Source organism: Limnohabitans sp. T6-5 (assembly GCF_003063315.1).
Classification (GTDB): domain Bacteria; phylum Pseudomonadota; class Gammaproteobacteria; order Burkholderiales; family Burkholderiaceae_C; genus Limnohabitans_A.
On record NZ_NERV01000005.1, the window covers coordinates 1 to 23,480 of the forward strand.

Here is a 23,480-nt window from a genome sequence, read left to right on the forward strand (position 1 = left end):
TGTGGCGGTGACGCTCAATGGGATCAAGCCATCAGGCAAGGCTGTGGTGGGCGTGACCGCCCAGGTGCCGTTGGCCGCGACCACGGCGGTGCCGATGACGTTGCCTTGTGGGTCTTTGATGGTGATGGTGTCACCCGGCGTGGCGCCAGCGCCTGACAGGGTTGGCGTGTTGTCGCTGGTGGTGCTGTCAAGCAGCTTGCCGCTGTCGCTGGTCGGGTCGAGCACGGCCGCAGGGGCTGCGGGTGGCGTGGTGTCGATGGTGATGGGCAGCGGTGTGGGGGCGCTGGTGTTGCCAGCAGGGTCGGTGGCGGTGACGGCCAAGTTGATCAGGCCGTCTGGCAGTGCAGTCGTGGGCGTAACAGCCCAGGTGCCGTTGGCCGCGACGACGGCAGTGCCGATGACGTTGCCTTGTGGGTCTTTGATGGTGATGGTGTCACCGGGCGTGGCGCCGCCACCGCTCAAGGTGGGCGTGTTGTCGCTGGTGGTGCTGTCGAGCAGCTTGCCGCTGTCGCTGGTCGGGTCGAGCACGGCCGCAGGGGCTGCGGGTGGCGTGGTGTCGATGGTGATGGGCAGCGGTGTGGGGGCGCTGGTGTTGCCAGCAGGGTCGGTGGCGGTGACCGCCAGGTTGATCAGGCCGTCTGGCAGCGCGGTGGTGGGCGTGGCGGCCCAAGTGCCGTTGGCGGCGACCACGGTGGTGGCGATGACGTTGCCTTGTGGGTCTTTGATGGTGATGGTGTCACCAGGCGTGCCGTTGCCGCTCAAAGTGGGGGTGTTGTCGTTGGTGGTGCTGTCGAGCAGTTTGCCGCTGTCGCTGATGGGGGCGAGCACGGCCGCTGGCGAGACGGGCACGACCGCATCGACCACGATGGTGACGGGCAGGACGGCGTCGATGACGCTGCCGCTCGGGCTGGTTTGCGACACCAACAAGGTGTTGATGCCTTGGGGCAGCGCGGTGGTGGGTGTGGCGGTCCAGGTGCCATTGGCCGCGACCACGGTGGTGGCGATGACTTGGCCTGCGGCGTTCTTGATGGCGATGGTGTCGCCAGGGATGCCGGTGCCGGTCAGGGTGGGAGTGGTGTCGTTGGTGATGCTGTCACCGACCACGCCGCTGTCGCTGGTGGCAGCCAATGTGGCCGTGAGCGTGCCCGCAGGCAGGGCCTGGATGGTGACGGGCAGCGGTGCTGCGGGGCTGCTGACGCCTGCGGGGTTGGTTTCGGTGACCGTGAGGTTGTTCAGACCCAGCGGCAGCGCCGTGGTGGGTGTGGCGGCCCAGGTGCCGTCAGCGGCGACGGTGGCCGTGGCGATGACGTTGCCTTGTGGGTCTTTGATGGCGATGGTGTCGCCGGGTGTGCCGGTGCCAGACAGGGTGGGCGTGGTGTCGGTGGTGGTGCTGTCGCCCACGGTGCCGGTGTCGCTGCTCAAGTCGAGCTTGGCCACAGGCGCGGCCAGGGTGCCGGGGACGATGGTCACAGGCAGCGGCGCAGGGGCGCTGGTGTTGCCTGCGGGGTCGGTGGCGGTGGCCGTGAGGGCGTTCAGGCCCAGGGGCAGTGGTGTGGTGGGCGTGATGGCCCAGGTGCCGTTGGCAGCCACCACGGCGGTGCCGATGACGTTGCCTTGTGGGTCTTTGACGGTGATGGTGTCGCCGGGGGTGCCGGTGCCAGACAGGGTGGGCGTGGTGTCGGTGGTGGTTTTGTCACCCTGCACGCCGGTGTCGCTGGTGGGGTCAAGGACCGCGCCGGGGGCTGCGGGGGCCGTGGTGTCGATGGTGACGGGCAGCGGTGTGGCGGGGCTGGAAATGCCTGCGGGGTTGGTCTCGGTGACGCTGAGGTTGTTGAGACCCAGTGGCAGCGGTGTGGTGGGCGTGATGGCCCAGGTGCCGTTGGCGGCGACCACGGCGGTGCCGATGACGTTGCCTTGTGGATCTTTGATGGTGATGGTGTCACCGGCGGTGCCAGTGCCGCTCAAGGTGGGCGTGGTGTCGTTGGTGGTGCTGTCGAGCAGTTTGCCGCTGTCGCTGGTGGGGTCGAGCACGGCAGCGGGCGCGGCGGGGCCTGCACCGGCTTCGATGGTGACGGGCAGCGCGGTGGGGGCGCTGACGAAGCCTTCGGGGTCGGTTTGCGTGACGGACAGGTTGTTCAGGCCCAGGGGCAGCGGGTCTGTAGGGGTGGCGGCCCAGGTGCCGTTGGGGGCGACCACGGCGGTGGCAATGACGTTGCCTTGTGGGTCGGTGATGGTGATGGTGTCACCGGGCGTGCCGTTGCCGGTGAGCGTGGGGGTGTTGTCGGTGGTTTTGCCGTCGCCCACGGCGCCGCTGTCGCTGATGAGCGCAATGGCGGCGGTGGGTGCTGCGGGCAGCGCGTGGATGGTGGCGGCGGGCTGGGTCAGGCCGTCGGTGCCGGTGAAGGTGATGGCCTGGCCTGCGGCGGGCAATTGCGCCGTGGTGAGCGGCACGGTGAAGGTGCCAGTGGCGTCGGCCACGGCGGTGGTGGTGCCGCCGCCAGGCAGTTTGACGGTGACGGTGCTGCCGGGCAGGGCCTGGCCGGTGAGCACAGCACCGGTGGGGGTGACCGTTTGTTCAACGATGGTGATGTCACCGAGCAGCCAGCGGTTGAGCGGGGTGTCGATGGTGAAGGTGTTTTCTGGGGCGGTGCCGTCGGTGGTGCCTTTGAGGGCTTCGAGGGCGACGATGCGGCCTGCGTCGACCAGGGCGGCGCCAGCAGCGCTCAGGGTGCCGCCGGGCAGGATCTGGCCTTGCAGGGCGTCCAGGCTGGCGTCGATGTTGCCTTTGACGCTGTCCAGACCCGAGAGTTTGGCCAGCACGAGGCCGTATTTTTCTGCGTCGGTGAGGATGACGACGCCGTTGGCGTCGTAGCGGTCGGTGGCGGTGAAGTCGGCGCTGTTGGTGGTGGTGGGTGGTGCGGTGATGTCCACACCGGCCATGCCCAGGGCAGAGGCGACGTTGGTGTTGGCGGTGACGATGGCCATGACGCTGGCGGGCGCTGTGGCGGTGTCGGTGACGCCTGCGGTGCGCACGGCCAGCTCGGTCACGGGGGTGATGTAGACGGTCAACACCGAGTTGAGGCTGTCGGGCACCTGGAAGTTGGGCAGGCCCACTTCGGCCACGCCTTGGGCGCGCAAGGTGGTGTCAAACGATTTGCCTGCGGCGCTGACTTCGTCGATGTAGTTGACGGCGGTGCCGTTGACGTCGACGACTTTGACGAGGACGGCGCCTCGGTAGTCTTGTTTGTTGGCGATGTCGATGCGCCAGGTGCCGTCAGAGGCCAAGGTGGTCTGGCCCATGAGGGCGCCGGTGTTGTCGTAGACAAACACGGTGGCGCCACCGTTGGTGTTGGTGGTGATGGGGTTGCTGGGCAGGCCGGGGGTCAGCAGTGTGGGGGCGACGGTGCCGGGGTTGACCAGGCCGGGGTCGTTGGTGGTGCCGGTGGGTGTGCCGGTGCCGGTGCCGGTGCTGTCGGTCGGTGGGGTGGTGACCACGGGTGTGGTGAGCGTGGGGTCTGTGGTGACCAAACCGGCGTAGACGCCGCCCTGGATGACGAGCACGCCGACGGGGGCCTGGATGGTCAGGGGCAGTGGTGTGGGCAGGCTGGCGTTGCCTGCGGGGTCGGTTTCGACCACGCTGAGGTTGTTGGTGCCCAGGGGCAGCGGCGTGGTGGGCGTGGCCGCCCAGGTGCCGTCAGGCTGCACGGTGGCGGTCGCGATGACGTTGCCAGCCGGATCTTTGACGGCGATGGTGTCGCCCGGCGTGCCGGTGCCGCTGAGCGTTGGCGTGTTGTCGGTGGTGGCTTTGTCACCCACGGTGCCGCTGTCGCTGATGGGGTCGAGGATGGCGCCAGGCGCTGCGGGCGCGATGGGGTCAATGACGATGGCAATCGGCAGCACGTTGCTGGCCGTGATTTGGCCAGCCGGGTTGGTGGCGACCACGGTGAGCGGGTTGGTGCCTGCGGGCAGCGCGGTGGTGGGCGTGGCCGCCCAGGTGCCGTCAGGTTGAACGGTGGCGGTGGCAATGACTTGGCCTGCGGCGTTGGTGATGCTGACGGTGTCGCCAGGGGTGCCGGTGCCGGTCAGGGTGGGGGTGGTGTCGTTGGTGGTGTTGTCACCGACCACGCCGCTGTCGCTGGGGCCAGACAGGGCTGCAGTCAGCACGCCTGCGGCCGGGGCCACGATGGTGATGGGCAGCGGTGTGGGGGCGCTGGCGATGCCGGTGGGGCTGGTTTGCACCACACTGAGGTTTTGCAGGCCCAAAGGCAGCGCGCTGGTGGGCGTGGCCGACCAGGTGCCGTCTGGGGCGACAGTGGCTGTGGCGATGACGTTGCCTTGGGGATCTTTGACGGCGATGGTGTCGCCGGGCACGCCGGTGCCAGACAAGGTGGGCGTGGTGTCGGTGGTGGTGCTGTCGCCCACGGTGCCGGTGTCGCTGCTCAGATCGAGCTTGGCGCCCGGGGCGGCGATGGTTTCGGCCTGGATGGTGATGGGCAGCGCGGTGGGGGCGCTGGTGGCGCCTTGGGGGTTGGTCTCGGTGACGCTGAGGTTGTTCAGGCCCAGGGGCAGCGGGTTGACCGGTGTGGCCGCCCAGGTGCCGTTGGGTTGCACGGTGGCGGTGGCGATGACGTTGCCTTGGGGGTCTTTGACGGTGATGGTGTCACCGGGCACGCCTGTGCCGCTGAGCGTAGGCGTGGTGTCGGTGGTGGCTTTGTCGCCTTGGGTGCCGCTGTCGCTGATGGGGTCGAGGATGGCGGCAGGCGCTGCCGGTGCGTTGGGCACGGGGGCGCTGATGCTGAAGCTGGCGATGTTGTTGGTGTCGGCGCCGTCTTTGTTGAGGTTGCCTGCGGCGTCAGCGAATTTGTCGCTGGTGATGAACAGCATGGCGCTTTGGGCACCGGCTGTGGGCGTGAAGGTGGCGGTGTAGACCAGCGGGTTGGTGGGGCTTTGGACCAAGCCGGTCAGGGAGCCGCCCATGACGGTGATGTCTGAGGCGGTGAAGTCGCTGGCCGCTTCGCTCAAGGTGAAGGTGACGGTGGCAGTTTGGCCTGCGGCCAGGGTGCTGGCACTGGTGCTGATGGCCACCGTGGGGGCGCCGCTGTCAATGGTCAAAGGCAGCGGCTGGGTGCTGGTGGACCCGCTGGGGCTGGTTTCGACGACGCTCAGGTTGTTGAGACCCTGGGGCAGTGGGTTGGCCGGGGTGGCTGTCCAGGTGCCGTTGGGGCCGACGGTGGCGGTGGCAATGACGGTGCCTGCGGCGTCTTTGATGGCGATGGTGTCGCCGGGCGTGCCGGTGCCGCTGAGGGTGGGCGTGGTGTCGTTGGTTTTGCCGTCACCCTTTGTGCCGCTGTCGCTGGTGGGGTCGATCGCGGCTGTCAGGGGAGTGAGCGCGGGGCCAGCGGTGATGCTGTAGGACAGGGCGTTGTTGGTGTCGGCGCCGTCGAGGTTGATGTTGCCTGCGGCGTCGCTGAATTTGTTGCTGGTCACCAGCACGGCGGCGCTGCTGGCACCGGCTGCGGGGGTGAAGGTGGCGGTGTAGACCAGCGGGTTGGTGGGGCTTTGGGTCAGGCCGGTGATGGTGCCGCCGATGACGGTGATGTCGGCAGCGGTGAAGTCTGCACTGGCTTCACTCAAGGTGAAGGTGACGGTGGCGGCCTGGCCTGTGGTGAGGGCGCTGGCGTTGGTGCTGAGCGCGATGGTGGGCGCTGCGCTGTCGATGACGATGGGCAGCTGGGCGGTGCTGGTGGCGCCGGTGGGGCTGGTTTCGACCACGCTCAGGTTGTTGAGGCCTTGGGGCAGTGGGTTGGCCGGGGTGGCGGTCCAGGTGCCGTTGGCAGCAACCACGGCAGTGGCGATGGTGTTGCCCGCAGCGTCTTTGATGGCGATGGTGTCACCGGGCGTGCCCGAGCCGCTGATGGTGGGGGTGGTGTCGTTGGTGATGTTGTCGGTGGTCAACCCGCTGTTGCTGATGGGGTTGAGGATGGCGCCCAGGGGCGATGGGGCCACGCTGTCGATGGTGATGGGCAGCGGTGTGGCGGGGCTGGACAGACCGGCGGGGTTGGTTTCGACCACGCTCAAGTTGTTGAGGCCTTGGGGCAGTGGGTTGACCGGGGTGGCCGCCCAGGTGCCGTTGGGCTGGACGATGGCGGTGGCGATGGTGTTGCCAGCGGGGTCTTTGATGGCGATGGTGTCGCCAGGCGTGCCAGTGCCGCTGATGGTGGGGGTGGTGTCGTTGGTGAGTTGGTCACCTTTGGCGCCGCTGTCGCTGATGGGGTCGAGGATGGCAGCGGGCGCTGCGGGGGCGACCGGGGTGACAGCCGCTGCGTTGATGCTGAAGCTGGCGAGGTTGTTGAGTTCGGCGCCGTCTTGGTTGAGGTTGCCAGAGGCGTCGGTGAATTTGTCGTTGCCCACGAAAACCATGGCGCTGTGCGCACCGGCTGTGGGGGTGAAGGTGGCGGTGTAGACGAGCGGGTTGGTGGGGCTCTTGGTGAAGCCGCTCAGGGTGCCGCCGATGACGGTGATGTCAGAAACGCTGAAGTCGCTGGCAGCGTCACTCAGGGTGAAGGTGATGGTGGTGGCTTCACCGGCTGCCAGCACGCCTTTGGGGGCGCTGACGGCGATGGTGGGGGCTGCGCTGTCGATGGTGATGGGCAGCGGTGTGGGGGCGCTGGCCAGGCCCGTGGGGCCGGTTTCGATGACGCTGAGGTTGTTCAAGCCTTGGGGCAAGGCGGTGGCCGGTGTGGCCATCCAGGTGCCGTTGGCCGCAACCACGGCGGTGGCGATGACGTTGCCAGCGGCGTCTTTGATGCTGATGGTGTCGCCGGGGGTGCCGGTGCCGCTCAGGGTGGGCGTGGTGTCGTTGGTGGTGTTGTCACCTTGGGCGCCGCTGTCGCTGATGGCGTTGAGGATGGCGGCAGGCGCTGTGGGCGCCACGGGAACCACGGCGCTTTGGATGGTGAGCGGCAGTGCGGTGGGGGCGCTGGCCATGCCAGCGGGGTTGGTTTCGATGACGCTCAGGTTGTTCAGGCCCAGGGGCAGCGGGTTGACGGGCGTGGCCATCCAGGTGCCGTTGGCAGCCACCACAGCGGTGGCGATGACGTTGCCAGCGGCGTCTTTGATGCTGATGGTGTCGCCGGGGGTGCCGGTGCCGCTCAGGGTGGGCGTGTTGTCGGTGGTGGTGTTGTCACCTTGGGTACCGCTGTCGCTGATGGCGTTCAAGATCGCGCCGGGGGCTGCGGGGGCCACGGCGGTTGGGGTGCATTGGAAGCCGAAGGACCAGGCGTTGTTGACGTCGGCGCCGTCTTTGTTGAAGTTGCCTGCGGCGTCGGTGAATTTGTCGCTGGCCACGAACATCATGGCGCTCTTGGCGGTGGGTGCGGGGGTGAAGGTGGCGGTGTAGACCTTGCCACTGCCCACGAAGTTGCTGAGCGTGCCGCCCAGCAAGGTGATGTCGGCCAGGCTGAAGTCGGTGCTGTCTTCGCTCAGCACGAAGGTGACGGTGGTGACTTCACCAGCAGCGAGCACGGTTTTGGGGGCGCTGATGGCGATGGTGGGGGCGGTGGTGTCGGCGCAACCGCAGTTGAAGCCCAGCGAGACGGCGTTGTTGAGGTCTGCACCGTCGGTGTTGAAGTTGCCTGCGGCGTCGCTGAATTGGCCGCTGCTGACCAGGACCATGGCGCCTTGGGTGGTGGCAAAGGGCGTGAAGGTGGCGGTGTAGACGAGCGGGTTGGCGGGGTTGCGCACCAAGTTGCTCATGGTGCCGCCGATGACGGTGATGTCAGTGAGGGCGAAGTCGCTGGTGGCTTCGGAGAAGGTGAAGCTGACGGTGGCCGCTTCGCCTGCTGCGAGCATGGTTTTGTCGCTGCTGATGGCCACCGTGGGGGCGGTGGTGTCGGCTGCGGGGGGCGTGACGGGGGTGGTGTCGGGCGGGCAGTTGGTTTTGAGGCTGACGGCGTTGTTGAGGTCGGCGCCGTCTTTGTTGTTGTTGCCTGCGGCGTCGCTGAAGGTGTTGCTGGACACCAGGATCATGGCGCTGCTGGCCGTGGCACTGGGCGTGAAGGTGGCGGTGTAGCTGGTGCCCGAGCCCTGGAAGTTACTCAGCGTGCCGCCCGAGACGCTGATGTCGCCCAGCGTGAAGTTGCTGCTGGCTTCAGACAGGGTGAAGGTGATGGTGGCGGTTTGGCCTTGCAGCAGGTCGACTTTGTCGGTGCTGACGATGATGGTGGGCGGTGTGCTGTCGAGGTTGAAGCTGACGGTGTTGTTGGCGTCTGCGCCGTCTTGGTTGTTGTTGCCTGCGGCGTCGGTGAAGCGGTTGCTGTCGACCTTGACGCTGGCGGTGCTGGCACCGGCGGTGGGGGTGAAGGTGGCGGTGTAGCTGGTGCCCGAGCCTGCAAAGTTGCTCAGCGTGCCACCGACCACGGTGACGTCGGCTGCGGTGAAGTTGACGCTGGCTTCAGACAGGGTGAAGGTGACGGTGGCGGTCTCGCCTGCCCCGAGGCTGGACTTGAGGCTGCTGACGATGACGGTGGGGGGCGTGGTGTCAACACTCAGGCTGACGGTGTTGTTGGCATCGGCGCCGTCGGTGTTTTGGTTGCCTGAGGCATCGCTGAATTTGTTGCTGGCCACCGACACGGTGGCGGCTGTTGAGCCCGCTGCGGGCGTGAAGGTGGCGGTGTAGACGTGCGGGTCGGTGGCGCTTTGGGCAAAGCCGCTCAGGGTGCCGCCGGTGACGGCGACATCGGAGAGGGCGAAGTTGGTGCTGATTTCGCTCAGCGTGAAGGTGATGGTGGCTGTGTCGCCGGCTTTGAGGCCGGTTTTGTCGCTGGTGATGGCGATGGTGGGGGCAGCGGTGTCGAGGGTGAAGCTGACGGCGTTGTTGGTGTCGTTGCCGTCTGCGTTGGCGTTGCCCGAGGCGTCGGTGAATTTGTTGCTGGCCACGTACACGGCGCCGCTGATCGACCCGACTGCGGGCGTGAAGGTGGCGGTGTAGACGAGGGGGTTGGTGGCGCTTTGCGTGAAGCCGCTCAGGGTGCCGCCCATGACGGTCACGTCAGAGGCGGTGAAGTCGGTGGCGAGTTCGCTCAGGGTGAAGGTGACGACAGCCGTCTGGCCTGCGGCCAGAGCGGCTCTGTCGGCGCTGACAGCAATCGTGGGTGGGGTGGTGTCGATCTTGCACTGGATGGCGATCGAGGCCATGTTGTTCAACTCCATGCCGTCCTGGTTGAAGTTGCCTGCGGCGTCGGTGAAGCTTTCGCTGGCGATGTACAGGGCCGCGCTCAGGGCGTTGGCATTGGGCGTGAAGGTGGCGGTGTAGACCAGCGGGTTGGTGGCGCTTTGGGTCCAGCCGCTCAGGGTGCCACCGATGACGGTGACGTCGCTTTGCGTGAAGTTGCTGCTGGCTTCAGACAGCGTGAAGGTGATGAGGTCAGTGTCACCGGGGCGCACACGGGTTTTGGTGTTGCTGATCATCACCGTGGGGGCTGTGGTGTCGGCGGGGGCGTTGGTGTTGCACAGCAAGCCGACGCTCAGCGATGCGGCGTTGTTGGCGTCGGCGCCGTCTTTGTTGTAGGTGCCGGTGGCGTTGCTGAAGGTGTCGCTGCCGACCATGACAAAGGCGCTCGAGACATTGGCGCTGGGGGTGAAGGTGGCGGAGTAGCTGGTACCCGAGCCTGTGAAGTTGGAGAGCGTGCCGCCGATGGCCGTGACATCAGACGCTGTGAAATTGGTGCTGACTTCAGACAGGGTGAACGACAGGGTAGTGGTTTCACCGACGGCCAGGTTGTTTTTGCTGGAAGCGATGGCGATGAAAGGGGTGGTGCTGTCGTTCATGGCTGTGTTTCCTGCTGTTGTTGTGTTGGTGACGGTGTTGGTGACGCTGGGGGTGTTGGTGGGCATGGCGATGGGGTTGGGGACTGTGGTGGTGCCGTCGGCCATGGCCACGGGGATGCTGTCGACCATGATTTGGTTGACGGCGGTGGAATTCATTTGGGTGCCGATTTGCTGCACGAGCTGGGCGTTGGCGCCTTGGCTGACCAGGGTTTCGGTGATGGTGGTGCCGATGCCCAGCTGTTTGACGAGCAGGTTGCGCATTTGCGGCAGGCCCACGCTGCCCACACCCGAGGCAAAGGCGGGGTTCTGGATGACGGTGTCAATGACTTTGAGCAGGGCCGGGTCGGTGAGGACGGCGGCGGTGGTGACTTCGGCGTAGAGCACGGGGTCGACCAGGGTGGGCGCGATGAGGGGCAGTTTGTTGCCGGTGATGGCGCTGTCCACAGCGGTTTGCAAGGCCGCTTGCACCGAGGCGCTTTGCACGAGGGCGCTGAGGTCGAGGGCGACTTGGGTGCTCAGGCCGGTGACGAGGCCCGGGTCGGTCAGGGTCAGGGTGGGGTCGGTCATGGGGGTGCTGCCGGTGGTGTCTGTGGGGGTCATCGGGATCAGGTGGGGCATGTTGGCGAGCAGGGTGTCGCGCAGCATGGAGGGGTCAAATGCGACGGGGGTGTTGGGCAGCACGGGCCAGAGGGCGTCGGCGCTGAAGGTTTTGAGCAGCGCGGTGTCGGGCGCGGCATTCTGGAAGGCGCTGATCAGCGTGGGGGCGCTGTGCTGGGCTTGCATGGCGGCGCTGACGTGGTCGGCAAAGCCCAGCCACTGCACCATGAGGGCGCTGGTTTTGTCCGCCCCCAGTTGCACCAGGGCCTGCGCGGTGGCGGGCTTGGCCAGCAAAAGTTCGGGCACGGCTGCAGCCAGTTCGTTGGCGGCGACGTCCAGCAGTTCCTGCACGGCTTTTTGCGGGTCGGTGTTTGCCTGCGCACCGAGCATGACGATGTGCGCTGTGAGCGATTTGCGGATGGCTTCGTCCACCATGAGGCTTTGCCCGGTCTGGAGCAAGGTGGTGGCCGCCGTGAGGTCCGCCCCCACAAGCGTGAGGGGCTGTGTTGCAAAAACCCCTAAATTGAGCGTGAAGTTGTTGTTATTGATCGTCATGGCCGTCCCTGTGTGGTGGTCATTGGTTGGTTTTTTGGAGTGACTGCCATGGCCATATCAGCCTGCAGATCCAGCACTGCGCCCTGCCCTGCTGCATGGCCCGAAATGGCCTGCAAACTGACGCGCCAAAGCACCCCACACCCCTCTGTAGAAGGCCGTGCGGTGCCCCGCTGGTGTTGACGTCTGAAATTCATTTTTTCCTCATGAATTCAGCGTTTCAAAACTCAAAAAACGACATATTTCCCAATGTCCAATCTGTGATTTTTTTGATGTATTTATTAATTAAGCCTCCAAGATATCGTCAAAAATGTCATTCAAAAACCCCCAATTGGGGTATGCCTAGCGATGTTTTTGCTGATCTTTTTGACTTAATTTGTCGTTAGTGACAAATTCAAAGATGCCAACAGAAACCGGAATTCCAGGTGGATTGGGGTCTCTCGGGGGGGTTGTGGTCGGCCGTCCGGGGGGGCGGCGGCCCGCTATCTGCGCCGTCGTAGGTCGGTGGTCCCCTATCTGCGTCTTCGTAGGTCGGCGGTCGAAGACCCCGACATCTGCTCACCTGGCGCGCCTGAATCGAGCTTTGGTGGCCAATCACGCCCATGTCGGACTCTTCGAGTACCGACCTACAAGAAAGGCCACGGGAATTCGCAGGTCGCCGGTCAGCTATCTGCGCATTCGTAGGTCAGCGGTCCGCTATCTGCGCCTTCGTAGGTCGGCGGTCGAAGACCCCGACATCTGCTCACCTGGCGCGCCTGAATTGGGCTTTGGTGGCCAATCACGCCCATGTCGGACTCTTCGAGTACCGACCTACAAGAAAGGCCACGGGAATTCGCAGGTAGCCGGTCCGCTAGCTGCGCCGTCGCAGGTCGGCGGCCCGCTATCTGTGCATTCGTAGGTCGGCGGTCGGAGACCCCGACAGGTGTGCATACCCACCACGCCTGAATCGAGCTTTGGTGGCCAATCAAGCCCATGTCGGACTCTTCGAGTACCGACCTACAAGAAGGTCCACGGGAATTCGCAGGTCGGCGGTCAGCTATCTGTGCCGTCGCAGGTCGCCGGTCCGCTATCTGCGCATTCGTAGGTCGGCGGTCGGAGACCCCGACAGGTGTGCATACCCACCACGCCTGAATCGAGCTTTGGTGGCCAATCACGCCCATGTCGGACTCTTCGAGTACCGACCTACAAGAAGGTCCACGGGAATTCGCAGGTCGGCGGTCCGCTATCTGTGCCGTCGCAGGTCGGCGGTCCGCTAGCTGCGCTTTCGTAGGTCGGCGGTCGGAGACCCCGACAGGTGTGCATACCCACCACGCCTGAATCGAGCTTTGGTGGCCAATCACGCCCATGTCGGACTCTTCGAGTACCGACCTACAAGAAGGGCCACGGGAATTCGCAGGTCGGCGGCCCGGCCGGACGACTTGCTGCTGCTCTAACAAATCGATCTATCTTTGTCAGATCACTTGAACCATCTTTTCAAGCTCATTGCTTTTTTTCTTAACACGCATCATTTTCTAGGCAAATGATTTGAGAAAAAGGTCAGAACTTGTATTCGATTTTCAATTGCAAGGTGCGTCCGTAATAGTCACCGTATCGGGTATCGACACCGTTGAGTACGTTTTGAGTTTTCATGCGGAATGAGGGCATGCGGTTGGTGATGTTGATCACAGCAGCACTGAGCGTCATGGCGGCTTGTATTTGCCAGCGCCCCGAGATGTCCACCGTCCAATCGTCTGACACACGATGCTCATAATTCATGGTGTTGCCATCCACGTCTGTCAAGGTCACCTGCTCAGTATTGCCCGAACGATAGTTCAAACTGGCGCCCAAGATGAGCTGAGATTGCTCAAGCGATGTCGACAATGTCCATTGATTACGAGCCATCACGGAACTGCTTCCCATGGCATAGCGCCCCAGGTTGGACTCCATGGCACTGTCAGCATAGGCTTGCCGCTGAGACTTCAAGACATGCAAACCACGCAGGCCGACACGCAAACGCCCCCAATCGGTTGGCTTGCGCCACTGAATGTCGTAATCCACACCTTGGCTACGACTTTGTCCTAAATTGAAATTCGGGCTGGTGACGACGCCATTGACTAAATATTGAGCCCTGAGCACAGGATCGCTGACGATCAAAGTGCCCGGCAAATTGCCAAAGGTGTCCTGAATATCCAGATTCCAGAGATCTGCGCCCAGGGTCCATTGGACAGAAGGCTCCCAGCGAAACCCCAGCAGCCATTGCTGTGAGCGCTCTGGTTTCAAGTCAGGATTACCGCGTGAATAGATGGGCAAAGTTTGACCCGATAAAGAATCTTCCACCTCCGAAATTTTGGTGCTTTTGAGCACCATTTGCCCAAGTGTGGGCGCTCTAAAACCTGTCCCCCATGATCCCCTGAACATCCAGGCTTTTTCAGGCGTCCACTTCCATCCCAATTTGCCAGTCTGCACCCCTCCAAAATCCGAATACTGATCGTGGCGCAATGCCCCTGTCGCTTCCAATTGTTCAGCAAGAGGCCACAAAATTTCAGAATGCAGCGCCCAATTTTTGCGTTGCGCATCGAATTGCGGCCGGTCATTCACGCCAATACCTGGCAGATAGCGAACGCTTTCCTGACGCCCATCAAAACCCAGACCCCACATCAGGGGGCCATGCTCTGTATCGATCAATTCCCGGCTGGCCAGGATTCCCAAGGTCTGCAATTGGGTCTGTCCATCGTCTAGGACCCTGTCAGTTGTTCGACGGTATGCATCAAATTTCGCAAGTGTTTCTGCAGAGTATTGCGATGGATCAAGTCCAACTTCTCCGGGCTTGAGCTTGACAACGCCATATCCAGGCGTCACCAAGCCGCTTTCATACACGCGATGCACTCTGTGCAGTCCGCTCGTCAAATGGCTGGTGAAATCCCAGCCTGCAGCTTGGCCTTTAAGTCCCACTACTGCATGGTGCATGTTGTTGTCATACCGCTGCTGGAGCAAACCCCAAGGTTGCGTTGCAATCATGTAGGTGCGAGAAGGGTCCACGTCGATTTGATCAATCGTGAAATTGGGATGTCCAACAGGAACAAAGGTTTGCGACTGCCATCCCATTTGTGCCTCAGCAAAAGCGACCCACTGGTTGGCCAGCAGTCTTTCACCTTGCAAATACAGCAATTGGCTCTCTGTCCGGGGGTAGATGCTTGTCGCCAGTTGAGCATTTTGTGAGCATTGCCCCCTTTGCGTTTCATACCAGCCTTTGTCACACACGCCATGCGTATCAAAGTAGGTGTTGTGGAGTTTCCCAGAGGCATCCTTGTAGTTTTGTGCAGGTGCGCTGTGGTCGAAGTAATAATCGCCGCTGTTCCAAAGTTGTCCATTGATGTTGAATTGCCGCATTCCTTCGCGTGTCGATGTGTCGTCCTTGCCTTGCAGCATGTTTCGTTTTTGTGCTGTGTAATGCGCACTGAGGCTGTATCCGTCTCGTTCAAGTCTGCCTTGCCCCCAGGACAAACTGGCTGAATTTCCCCGCCCTGCCCCACCTTGTGGCATCAAGGTTTCAACACTCACCGTGATGCCTTGCACCTGCGTTTTGGTGATGATGTTGATCACGCCTGCCACAGCATCTGAGCCATATCGACTCGAAGCACCATCGGTCAGGATGTCAATTCTTTCTATGGCTGCAAGTGGTATGAAGTTCAAATCAACCGTTGCACGCTCACCTACAATGTTTTGGCTCCCGTAATAGGGCAATCGGCGCCCATTGAGCAAGATAAGCGTCCCACTTTGGTTGCCGTGTATGGCAGCTGCTTGCGGTCCGCCAGAGGTGGTGCCTGTGACCATTCCCTGTTCCTGAAAATTACGCATGATGGGTAAGCGCTGAATGAGTTGGCTCAAATCAGAAGCCCCACTGCGTTCAATGTCTCGACGCCCGATCACTTGAATAGGCAAAGCCTGTTTGGCTTCTTTGGACAAAATTGCAGATCCCGTGATTTCCACTTTTTCGAATTGCCTGTATTCGAGAACCGTATCTGTGACGACCAAAGGTTGGTAGTTGGTAGGCTGTTCGTGGGTTTGGGCTAGGGTCCCCATCCAAGGTGAAAAGCAACACAAAAAGAGGGGCCATCGAGCGTTGCGATGTGATCGTTGCTTGCGTTGGCTCATGTCAAATTTCCTTTTGTGGTCGACTTGACCGCTATATAGGTTTATTTTGTCATTAAGTACTACTTAAATTATTTAAATGTATCTTTGAAAATTAATTGCTTCATGTCAATTCACATGTCTGCCATCCAGTATTTCAACAATTAACGTTTAAGCGACTGAAATTTCACAAAACGAAGTTGTGGCTTGGTGCTCGGCGTACAGACGTCGGGGTCTTCGACAGCCGACCGACGAGGGCAGTGACGACATTTCGGGCAATGAGGTTTTCGTAGATCGGTGGTCGGAGACCCCGACATGGGTTTGTGTGCTCGCGCTGTTTGTTTGAGGGGTGGTGGTACATCACGCACATGTCGGACTCTTCGAGTGCCGACCTACGAAGGAAGTGCGGACATTTCGGGCAATGGGGTTTTTGTAGGTCGGTGGTCGGAGACCCCGACATGGGTTTGTGTGACGAGCGCGTTTGTTTGAGGGGTGGTGGTACTTCACGCACATGTCGGACTCTTCGAGTGCCGACCTACGATGGCAGTGCGGACATTTCGGGCAATGGGGTTTTTGTAGGTCGGTGGTCGGAGACCCCGACATGGGTTTGTGTGACGAGCGCGTTTGTTTGAGGGGTGGTGGTACTTCACGCACATGTCGGACTCTTCGAGTGCCGACCTACGAAGGCAGTGCGGACATTTCGGGCAATGGGGTTTTTGTAGGTCGGTGGTCGGAGACCCCGACATGGGTTTGTGTGACGAGCGCGTTTGTTTGAGGGGTGGTGGTACTTCACGCACATGTCGGACTCTTCGAGTGCCGACCTACGAAGGCAGTGCGGACATTTCGGGCAATGGGGTTTTTGTAGGTCGGTGGTCGGAGACCCCGACATGGGTTTGTGTGACGAGCGCGTTTGTTTGAGGGGTGGTGGTACTTCACGCACATGTCGGACTCTTCGAGTGCCGACCTACGAAGGCAGTGCGGACATTTCGGGCAATGAGGTTTTCGTAGATCGGTGGTCGGAGACCCCGACATGGGTTTGTGTGCTCGCGCTGTTTGTTTGAGGGGTGGTGGTACTTCACGCACATGTCGGACTCTTCGAGTGCCGACCTACGAAGGCAGTGCGGACATTTCGGGCAATGGGGGTTTCGTAGGTCGGTGGTCGAAGAACCCGACATGGGTTTGCGTGACGAGCGCGTTTGTTTGAGGGGTGGTGGTACTTCACGCACATGTCGGACTCTTCGAGTGCCGACCTACGAAGGCAGTGCGGACATTCCGGTAATTGGGGTTTTGTAGGTCGGTGGTCGAAGAACCCGACATGGGTTTGCGTGACGAGCGCGTTTGTTTGGGCGGTGGTGGTGGATCACGTACAAACGTCGGGGTCTTCGAGCGCCGACCTGCGTAGACACGATGCCGTTGTTCCCCGTCGGCACGCGGGGTATTTGGAGCCTACTCAACCCATGACTTCGCGCCACAGGGCCAGGATGGCGGCTTGTTCTCTGGTAAGGGTGCTGGGGACCACTTGGGTGGGTTCTTCGTTGAGACGCGCACGGTGTTGCAGGCGGCGCATTTCGCGATAGGCGTTGGCGGCGGCCTGGCCCAGGCCCATGGGCAGCAGGCCGACGGCTTCTGCGCGGATGAGCAGGGCGATGTTGCCGATGTTGTCGGCGAGTGCCGGGTGGGCGGCGGTGTGCAGCAGCACGAGGTATTGCACGGCGAATTCGGCGTCGACCATGCCGCCGGGGCTGTGTTTGACGTCAAAGCGCTCGGCTTTGACGGGGTGGCCCTGGCGCACGCGTTCGCGCATGGCGACGATTTCGGCTTTGAGGCTGGCCGCGTCACGCGGGGCGCTGATGACGGCGTGGCGCACGGCGTCAAAGCGGGGCGCCAGGCTTGGCAGGCCCATGACGAAGCGGGCGCGGGTCATGGCCTGGTGTTCCCAGGTCCAGGCGGTGTTGCTGCCGCGTTGTTGCTGGTAGTCGGCGTAGGCTTCAAAGCGGGTGACGAGCAGGCCGGAGTTGCCGTTGGGGCGCAGGGCGGTGTCGATTTCGTAGAGGTCACCGTCGGCGGTTTTGACGGTCATCCAGTTGATCATTTTGCGCACGTAGCTGGCGTAGATTTCCTGGGCACGTTCATCTTCATCGTCGTACACAAACACGATGTCCAGGTCGCTGCCGTAGCCCAGCTCTTTGCCGCCCAATTTGCCGTAGCCGATGATGGCAATCGCGGGTTCTTCGCGGTGGCGGTTTTTGAGGCGGCTCCAGCACCAGCGGGCGGTCACGCGCAGCACGGCGTCGGCCAGGGCGCTGAGGTCGTCGGCCACTTGTTCGACGGTGAGCACGCCTTCGACGTCACGCGCCAGGGTGCGAAATTGCTCGGCGTGGTGGGCGCGGCGCAGCAAATTCAACAGGCTTTCTTCGTCGTCTTCGCCGGTGCGTTGCAGGGCCACCAGGCGTGATTGCAGTTCGGCTTCAAATTCGGCGGCGTCAAAGCGGGTGTCAAACAGATTGCCACCGGCCAGCTCGTCAATCACGCCGGGGTGTTGCAGCAGGTAGCGGGCGGGCCATTTGGCCGCGCCCAGCAGGCGCAGCAGGCGTTCGTGCACCGAGGGGCGTTCGAGCATGAGGGCCAGGTAGCTTTCGCGGCGCAGCAGGGGTTCGATCCAGTCGACCATGCGCAGCACGGCTTCTTCGCTGACGCGGCCCGCTTCGAGCCACTGGGCGGTGCGTTGCAGCAATCGCATGAGGCGGCCCCGGGCGTCGTCGCGCAGGGCTTGCACGCGGGGGTTGCCTGGCCACTGGGCCAATCGCTCGCCAATGCGGCCGGTGAACAAGCTGGCGATGCCGCCCAGCTCGGCGGGTTCTCGTTGGCCGTTTTTGCCGTTGCAGGCTTTGCATTCGCGGTCGCCGCCCAGCAAGGTGTCAAATTCTTGCGCCACGATTTCGCGGTGCGCGTCCAGGGCACTGAGGAATTCGCCGGTGCTGGCGTAATCCAGGGTGTGGGCGATCCAGGCCAAGTCGTCGTCGCCCGTGGGCAACACATGGGTTTGCTGGTCGTCCAGGTATTGGATGCGGTGCTCGACCTGGCGCAAAAAGACATAGGCGGCACCGAGCGCCTGGGCCGTGGCCTGGGGCATGAGCCCGGCTTTGGCCACGCGTTGCAGGGCGTCGAGTGTGGGGCGGGTGCGCAGCTCAGGAAACTGCCCGCCGCGCACGACTTGCAGCAGTTGCACGGTGAATTCGATTTCGCGGATGCCGCCGCGTGAGAGCTTGACGTCGTTGGCGCGTTCGGGGTGGCCGGCGCTGCGTTTGGCCGCGTGCTCGCGAATTTGCTGGTGAAGCGTGCGCAGCGATTCAAAGACGTTGTAGTCGAGGTAGCGGCGAAACACAAAGGGCAGCACCACGGCGCGCAGGGCCTGGGCCGAGCCGTTGACCACCGCGCTGCGCGGGGCGATGACGCGGCTTTTCATCCAGGCAAAGCGTTCCCATTCGCGGCCTTGGACCAGCAAATATTCTTCGAGCGCATCGAGCGAGACGACGCTGGGGCCGGAGTTGCCGTTGGGGCGCAGGGCCAGATCGACGCGAAACACAAAGCCGTGCTCGGTGGTCTCGCCGATCAGGGCGTACATGCGTTTGACGGCGCGACTGAAGTATTCCTGGCACGAGACTTTGTGGCGGCCTTCGCTGTTGCCCAGGGTTTCGCCGTCTTCGTCGTAGACGTAAATCAGGTCGATGTCGCTGGAGACGTTGAGTTCGCGGGCGCCCAGCTTGCCCATGCCGATGATCCACATTTCGGCGCGCTGACCATTGGGCTTGGTGGGCGCGCCGTGCAGGGCATCGAGGTCGGTCATGACGTGTTGCCAGGCGATGTCGAGGGTGACTTCGGCCAGCCACGTCATGCTGTGGGTGACCCCCTCCAGAGGCTGGCGGTGGTTGCAGTCGAGCTGGATGAGGCGTTCCAGCGTGAGTTGGCGCAGCACGCGCAGGGCCGCGCCGGTGTCCAGCCCTTTGGCGCTCAGGGCGGCGCAGGTGGTGTGCAGGCTGTCGCGGGTGGGCTGGCCGGGGGGCAGCAGGGGCAACCAGTCGGCATAGCGGCGTTGCAGGCGCTGCACGAAACGGGAATACGAGGCCCCCTGGACGGGGGAAGCACCAAGGCGCGTTGGGTCAATGCCTGGGGTGGGACTGCCGGTCATAATTCCTGCTGACTTTCTGAATCAAAACTTTTGTGCTGTCTTTGCCCCGATTTCCCCGTTTGAACGCTGCGTTTTCCCGTGCTTGGCGGGTGCTCGCCTGGGGTTTGCTGGCCTTGGGGTTGGTGCTGGGCATGGCCTGGGGGGTGCTGCATTTTTGGATTGTGCCGCGAATCGGTGACTACCGCCCTGACCTGGAACGCTTGGCCGGACGCAGCATCGGGGTACCGGTGCGCATCGGTCAGCTGACGGCCGAATCGACCGGCTGGGCCCCGTCTTTTGAGCTGCGCGACATTGAATTGCTGGACGTGCAGGGGCGCACGGCGCTGCGCCTGCCCCGGGTGATGGTGGCCATCAGCGTGCGTTCGCTGTTGGGCCTGGGCCTGGAGCAGCTGGTGCTGGACTCCCCCGAGCTGGATGTGCGGCGCACGGCCCAAGGCCATTGGCAGGTAGCCGGTCTGGACATGCAGCGCAGCCCGCAAGGCGACAGCGACAGCGCCGACTGGCTGTTTGCGCAGCGCGAGGTGATCGTGCGCGGGGGCACCGTGCGCTGGACGGACGAGCAGGCCACCACCCCACTGAGCACGCACCCCCAGACCGCCCCGCAGACGCTGGCATTGCGCGAGCTGGATGTGGTGCTGCGCAATTCCATCCGGCACCACGAGGTGCGGCTTGACGCCACGCCCCCCGAAGGCTGGGGAGCACGCTTTGTGGTCATGGCCCGCATGGGGCGGGGGATTTTGTCCACCCACCCGGGGCGGCTGGCCGATTGGTCGGGCCCGGTGTATGCCTACTTTCCTCAGGTCGATCTGCCGCAATGGCAGCAGCAGATCGGGCCACAGTTGCAACAGATGTTGCCCAAGGACCTGGGCATTCGCTCTGGGCACGGCGCTTTGCGTGTGTGGAGCGATGTGGCGCTGGGCCAATGGACGGGGGGCACGGCCGATGTGGACCTGACGGACTTGCAGGTAGAAGTCGGGACAAAGCAGGACGAGCCCCCCAGCCCGCTGGTGTTTGAGCGCCTGTCGGGGCGCGTGGCCGGGCGGCTGAGCGCCACGGGTTTTGAGCTGTCCACCCGCGATCTGGCCTTTGCCAGCTCGCAGATCAGCGCGCACGACCTGGCCTGGCCTGGCGGCAACATGGCGCTTGAGGTCACCCACGCGCAAGGCAGCAGCCCGGCCAAGGGGCGCTTGCAGGCCGATCACCTGGACTTGCAGGCCTTGCGCGAGGTGGCGTTGCACCTGCCTTTGCCAACCCAGCTCGCCAAGCTGCTGGAACAGCGCGAAATCAGCGGCGAGCTGGCGTCTTTGCAATGGCGCTGGCAAGGCGATTGGCAAGCCCCGCCCACTTACAGCGTGCAAGCCAGCCTGAACCGGCTGAGCTTGCCGCCTGCGGCATGGGCCCCGGTGAACCCGTCCTCGACGTCAGCATCCGCCCCACCCGCTTGGCCCGGCGTGCGAGACGCACAGCTCAAGCTGGACATGACCGAGACCAACGGGCGCGTGCAGCTGAGCATGGACGAGGGCGCCGCCGTGTTCCTGCCGGGCATTCTGGAAGAGTCCGAAGTGCCCGTGCGCAGCCTGCAGGCCGACGCCAGCTGGAAGCGCCAAAAGGGGCGTTGGGATGTGCCGCAGTGGCGGCTCCAACTGGCCAACGCCGACCTGCAAGGCGAGTGGCACGGCCAGTGGCACAGTGCGCCCGGGGGCCACGGGCCGGGCGTGCTGGACTTGCAGGGCCAGATCACCCAGGCCGATGTCGCACGCGCGCACCGCTATTTGCCGGTCCATCTGTCGGCGCAAGTGCGCCACTATGTGCGCGATGCATGGGTCAAGGGCAGCTACAACAATGTGCAGGTGAAGATCAAAGGTGATTTGTCGCGCCTGCCATTTGCCAACGCCAAAGAAGGCGAGTTCCGATTTGCCGGGCGGCTGCGCGATGTCGATTTCGACTACATCCCGGCGGCCTTGTTGCCTGCCCCGGTGCCGCCCGCCAAGAGTTTGCCCTGGCCACGGCTGACGGGGGTGAATGGTTTGCTGGTGTTTGACCGCCTGAGCATGAAGCTGTCGGATGCGTCGGCGCGCTTTGGTGAAGGCCGCACAGCGCCTGCTTTGACCAGTGCCCAAGCCGAGATCGCCGACATGTCGCACAACGCCACGGTGAATGTGTCACTGGAGCACAAAGGCCCGGCCACCCAGCTGCTGGCTGCGGTGCAACAGTCGCCGGTGGACCGTTTGCTGGGTGGCGTGCTGCACGATACCCAGGCCACCGGCACGCTGCAAACCCGACTGAAGCTGAGCCTGCCCTTGCAAGCGCTGCACAACACCAAGGTGCAAGGCAGTGTGGTGCTGACTGGCAATGACCTGCGCATCACGCCTGCCATGCCCACGCTGAGCAAGGCGCAAGGCACGCTTCAATTCACCGAAAACGGCTTGGGCCTGCAGGGCGTGCAGGCGCGTTGGTTGGGCGGACCCGTGCGCATTGACGGCGCCCTGCGCCTTGCCCCCGGCGACAACGATCCGCCCGCGCTGCTGCGCATGCAAGGTCAGATCAGCGCCGATGGCCTGCGCGAGGCCAAAGACGTGGCACTGGCCAACCTGCTGGCCCGGCACGCCAGTGGCAGCACCAGCTACACCGCCACACTGGGGTGGCGATCCGGCCAGCCCGAGCTGACGGTGCAAAGCCAGCTTGAGGGCCTGGCGCTGAAGCTGCCTGCGCCTTTGGGCAAGAGCGCGGCCAGCAGCTTGCCGCTGTCGCTGCGCACACGGGTGCTGGGCCAAGGTGGGCAGTTGCGCGACCAGATTCAACTGGAGCTGGGGCGCATCGCTTCGGTCAACTACTTGCGTGACCTGAGCGGCGCGGCGCCCGTGGTCTTGCGCGGCAGCCTGACCCTCGGAGCCACCAACCCCCAAGCGGCGGCGCTGCCCGATTCGGGCGTGTCGGCCACGGTGGCGCTGGATCAGCTGTTGGTGGACGAATGGGAGGCGCTGTGGCCTGCGTCTGCAGCCCCTTCACCGGGGGCAGCGACAGCCCAAAGTGGCATCCCGGCCGAGCTGCTGGGCTATGTGCCCACCCGCATGGCCCTGCAGGTGGGCACGCTCACGGCCGATGGCCGCACCTTGCACCAGGTGGTGGCCGGTGGAACACGCGACGGCCTGACCTGGCGGGCCAACGTGGATGCCCGCGAACTCGATGGCCATCTGGCATTTCGACAGGCCACCGAAGAGCAACCCGGCCAGTTGTATGCGCGGCTGGCCCGGCTGAACCTGCCGCCGTCGAGTGTGGCCGCAGTCGAGACCCTGCTGGAGGCGCCCCCCATCAACCTGCCCGCGCTGGACATCGTGATCGAACAACTGGAGTTGCGCGGCAAGAAACTGGGCCGCGTGGAAATTGAGGCCGTGAACAGCGAACCCCAGCGCACACGGGGCAAGTCGGGGCGCGAGTGGCAGCTCAACAAATTCAACCTGAGCGTGCCCGAGGCCACGCTGCGCAGCACCGGCAAATGGATGACCGCCAGTGACGGCAACAACACACGCAAAACCGAGATGAATTTCCGGCTCGACGTGAACAACGCGGGCGCCTTGCTCACGCGGCTGGGCACCCCCGAGGCTTTGCGCGGCGGCACCGGTCAGCTCGAAGGGCAGATCAGCTGGCAAGGCTCGCCGATGGCGCTGCATTACCCCAGCCTGAGCGGGCAATTCGCCATCAAGATGGGGCGCGGCCAGTTCCTCAAGGCCGATGCGGGCGCGGCCAAGCTGCTGGGCGTGCTGAGTTTGCAGGCCTTGCCCCGGCGCTTGCTGCTGGATTTTCGGGACGTGTTTTCTGAAGGTTTTGCCTTCGATTCGGTGCAAGGCGATGTGAGCATCCTGCAAGGCATGGCACACACCCAAAATTTGCAGATCAAGGGCATCAATGCGCTGGTGCAGCTCGAAGGCCTGGCGGACATCGCCCACGAAACGCAGAAGCTGCATGTGCTCATCCTGCCCGAGGTGGATGCGGGCACCGCGTCTTTGCTGGCCGGCATTGCGGTCAACCCGGTGGTGGGCCTGACCTCGTTTTTGGCGCAGTTGTTTTTGCAAAACCCGCTGGCCCGCGCCAACTCGCAGGAATTCCTCATCGACGGCAGCTGGACCGAGCCCCGCGTCACCCGAATCGTGACGCCCGTGCCGAACCCCGCACCGCGCGCACCATGAAACACAGGGCGCACCTC

At 63.5% G+C, this 23,480-nt stretch carries 4 protein-coding genes; 1 reads left to right on the top strand and 3 read right to left on the bottom strand.

The window, feature by feature from the left end; translation table 11 throughout:
• The 3 genes from B9Z51_RS17035 to glnE all read right to left on the bottom strand — a co-directional run.
• Window positions 1–10,980 (bottom strand): Ig-like domain-containing protein (locus B9Z51_RS17035; RefSeq protein WP_199227575.1); only part of this gene is annotated, 10,980 nt, incomplete at its 3' end.
• Between the two features lie 1,533 nt (window positions 10,981–12,513).
• A complete protein-coding gene (locus tag B9Z51_RS17040; protein ID WP_108376376.1) occupies window positions 12,514–15,111 on the bottom strand; it encodes a TonB-dependent siderophore receptor in 2,598 nt (865 codons plus the stop codon).
• 1,426 nt (window positions 15,112–16,537) lie between these two features.
• Entirely contained in the window at window positions 16,538–19,276 is a 2,739-nt protein-coding gene (gene glnE, locus B9Z51_RS17045; protein ID WP_108376377.1) for a bifunctional [glutamate--ammonia ligase]-adenylyl-L-tyrosine phosphorylase/[glutamate--ammonia-ligase] adenylyltransferase, read from the bottom strand.
• Between the two features lie 32 nt (window positions 19,277–19,308).
• Here glnE and B9Z51_RS17050 point away from each other — a divergent pair, with 32 nt between their 5' ends.
• Window positions 19,309–23,463: a YhdP family protein gene (locus B9Z51_RS17050; protein ID WP_233255025.1), complete on the top strand. Its 4,155-nt coding sequence runs from the start codon at window positions 19,309–19,311 to the stop codon at window positions 23,461–23,463.
• The last annotated feature ends 17 nt before the right edge of the window (window positions 23,464–23,480 follow it).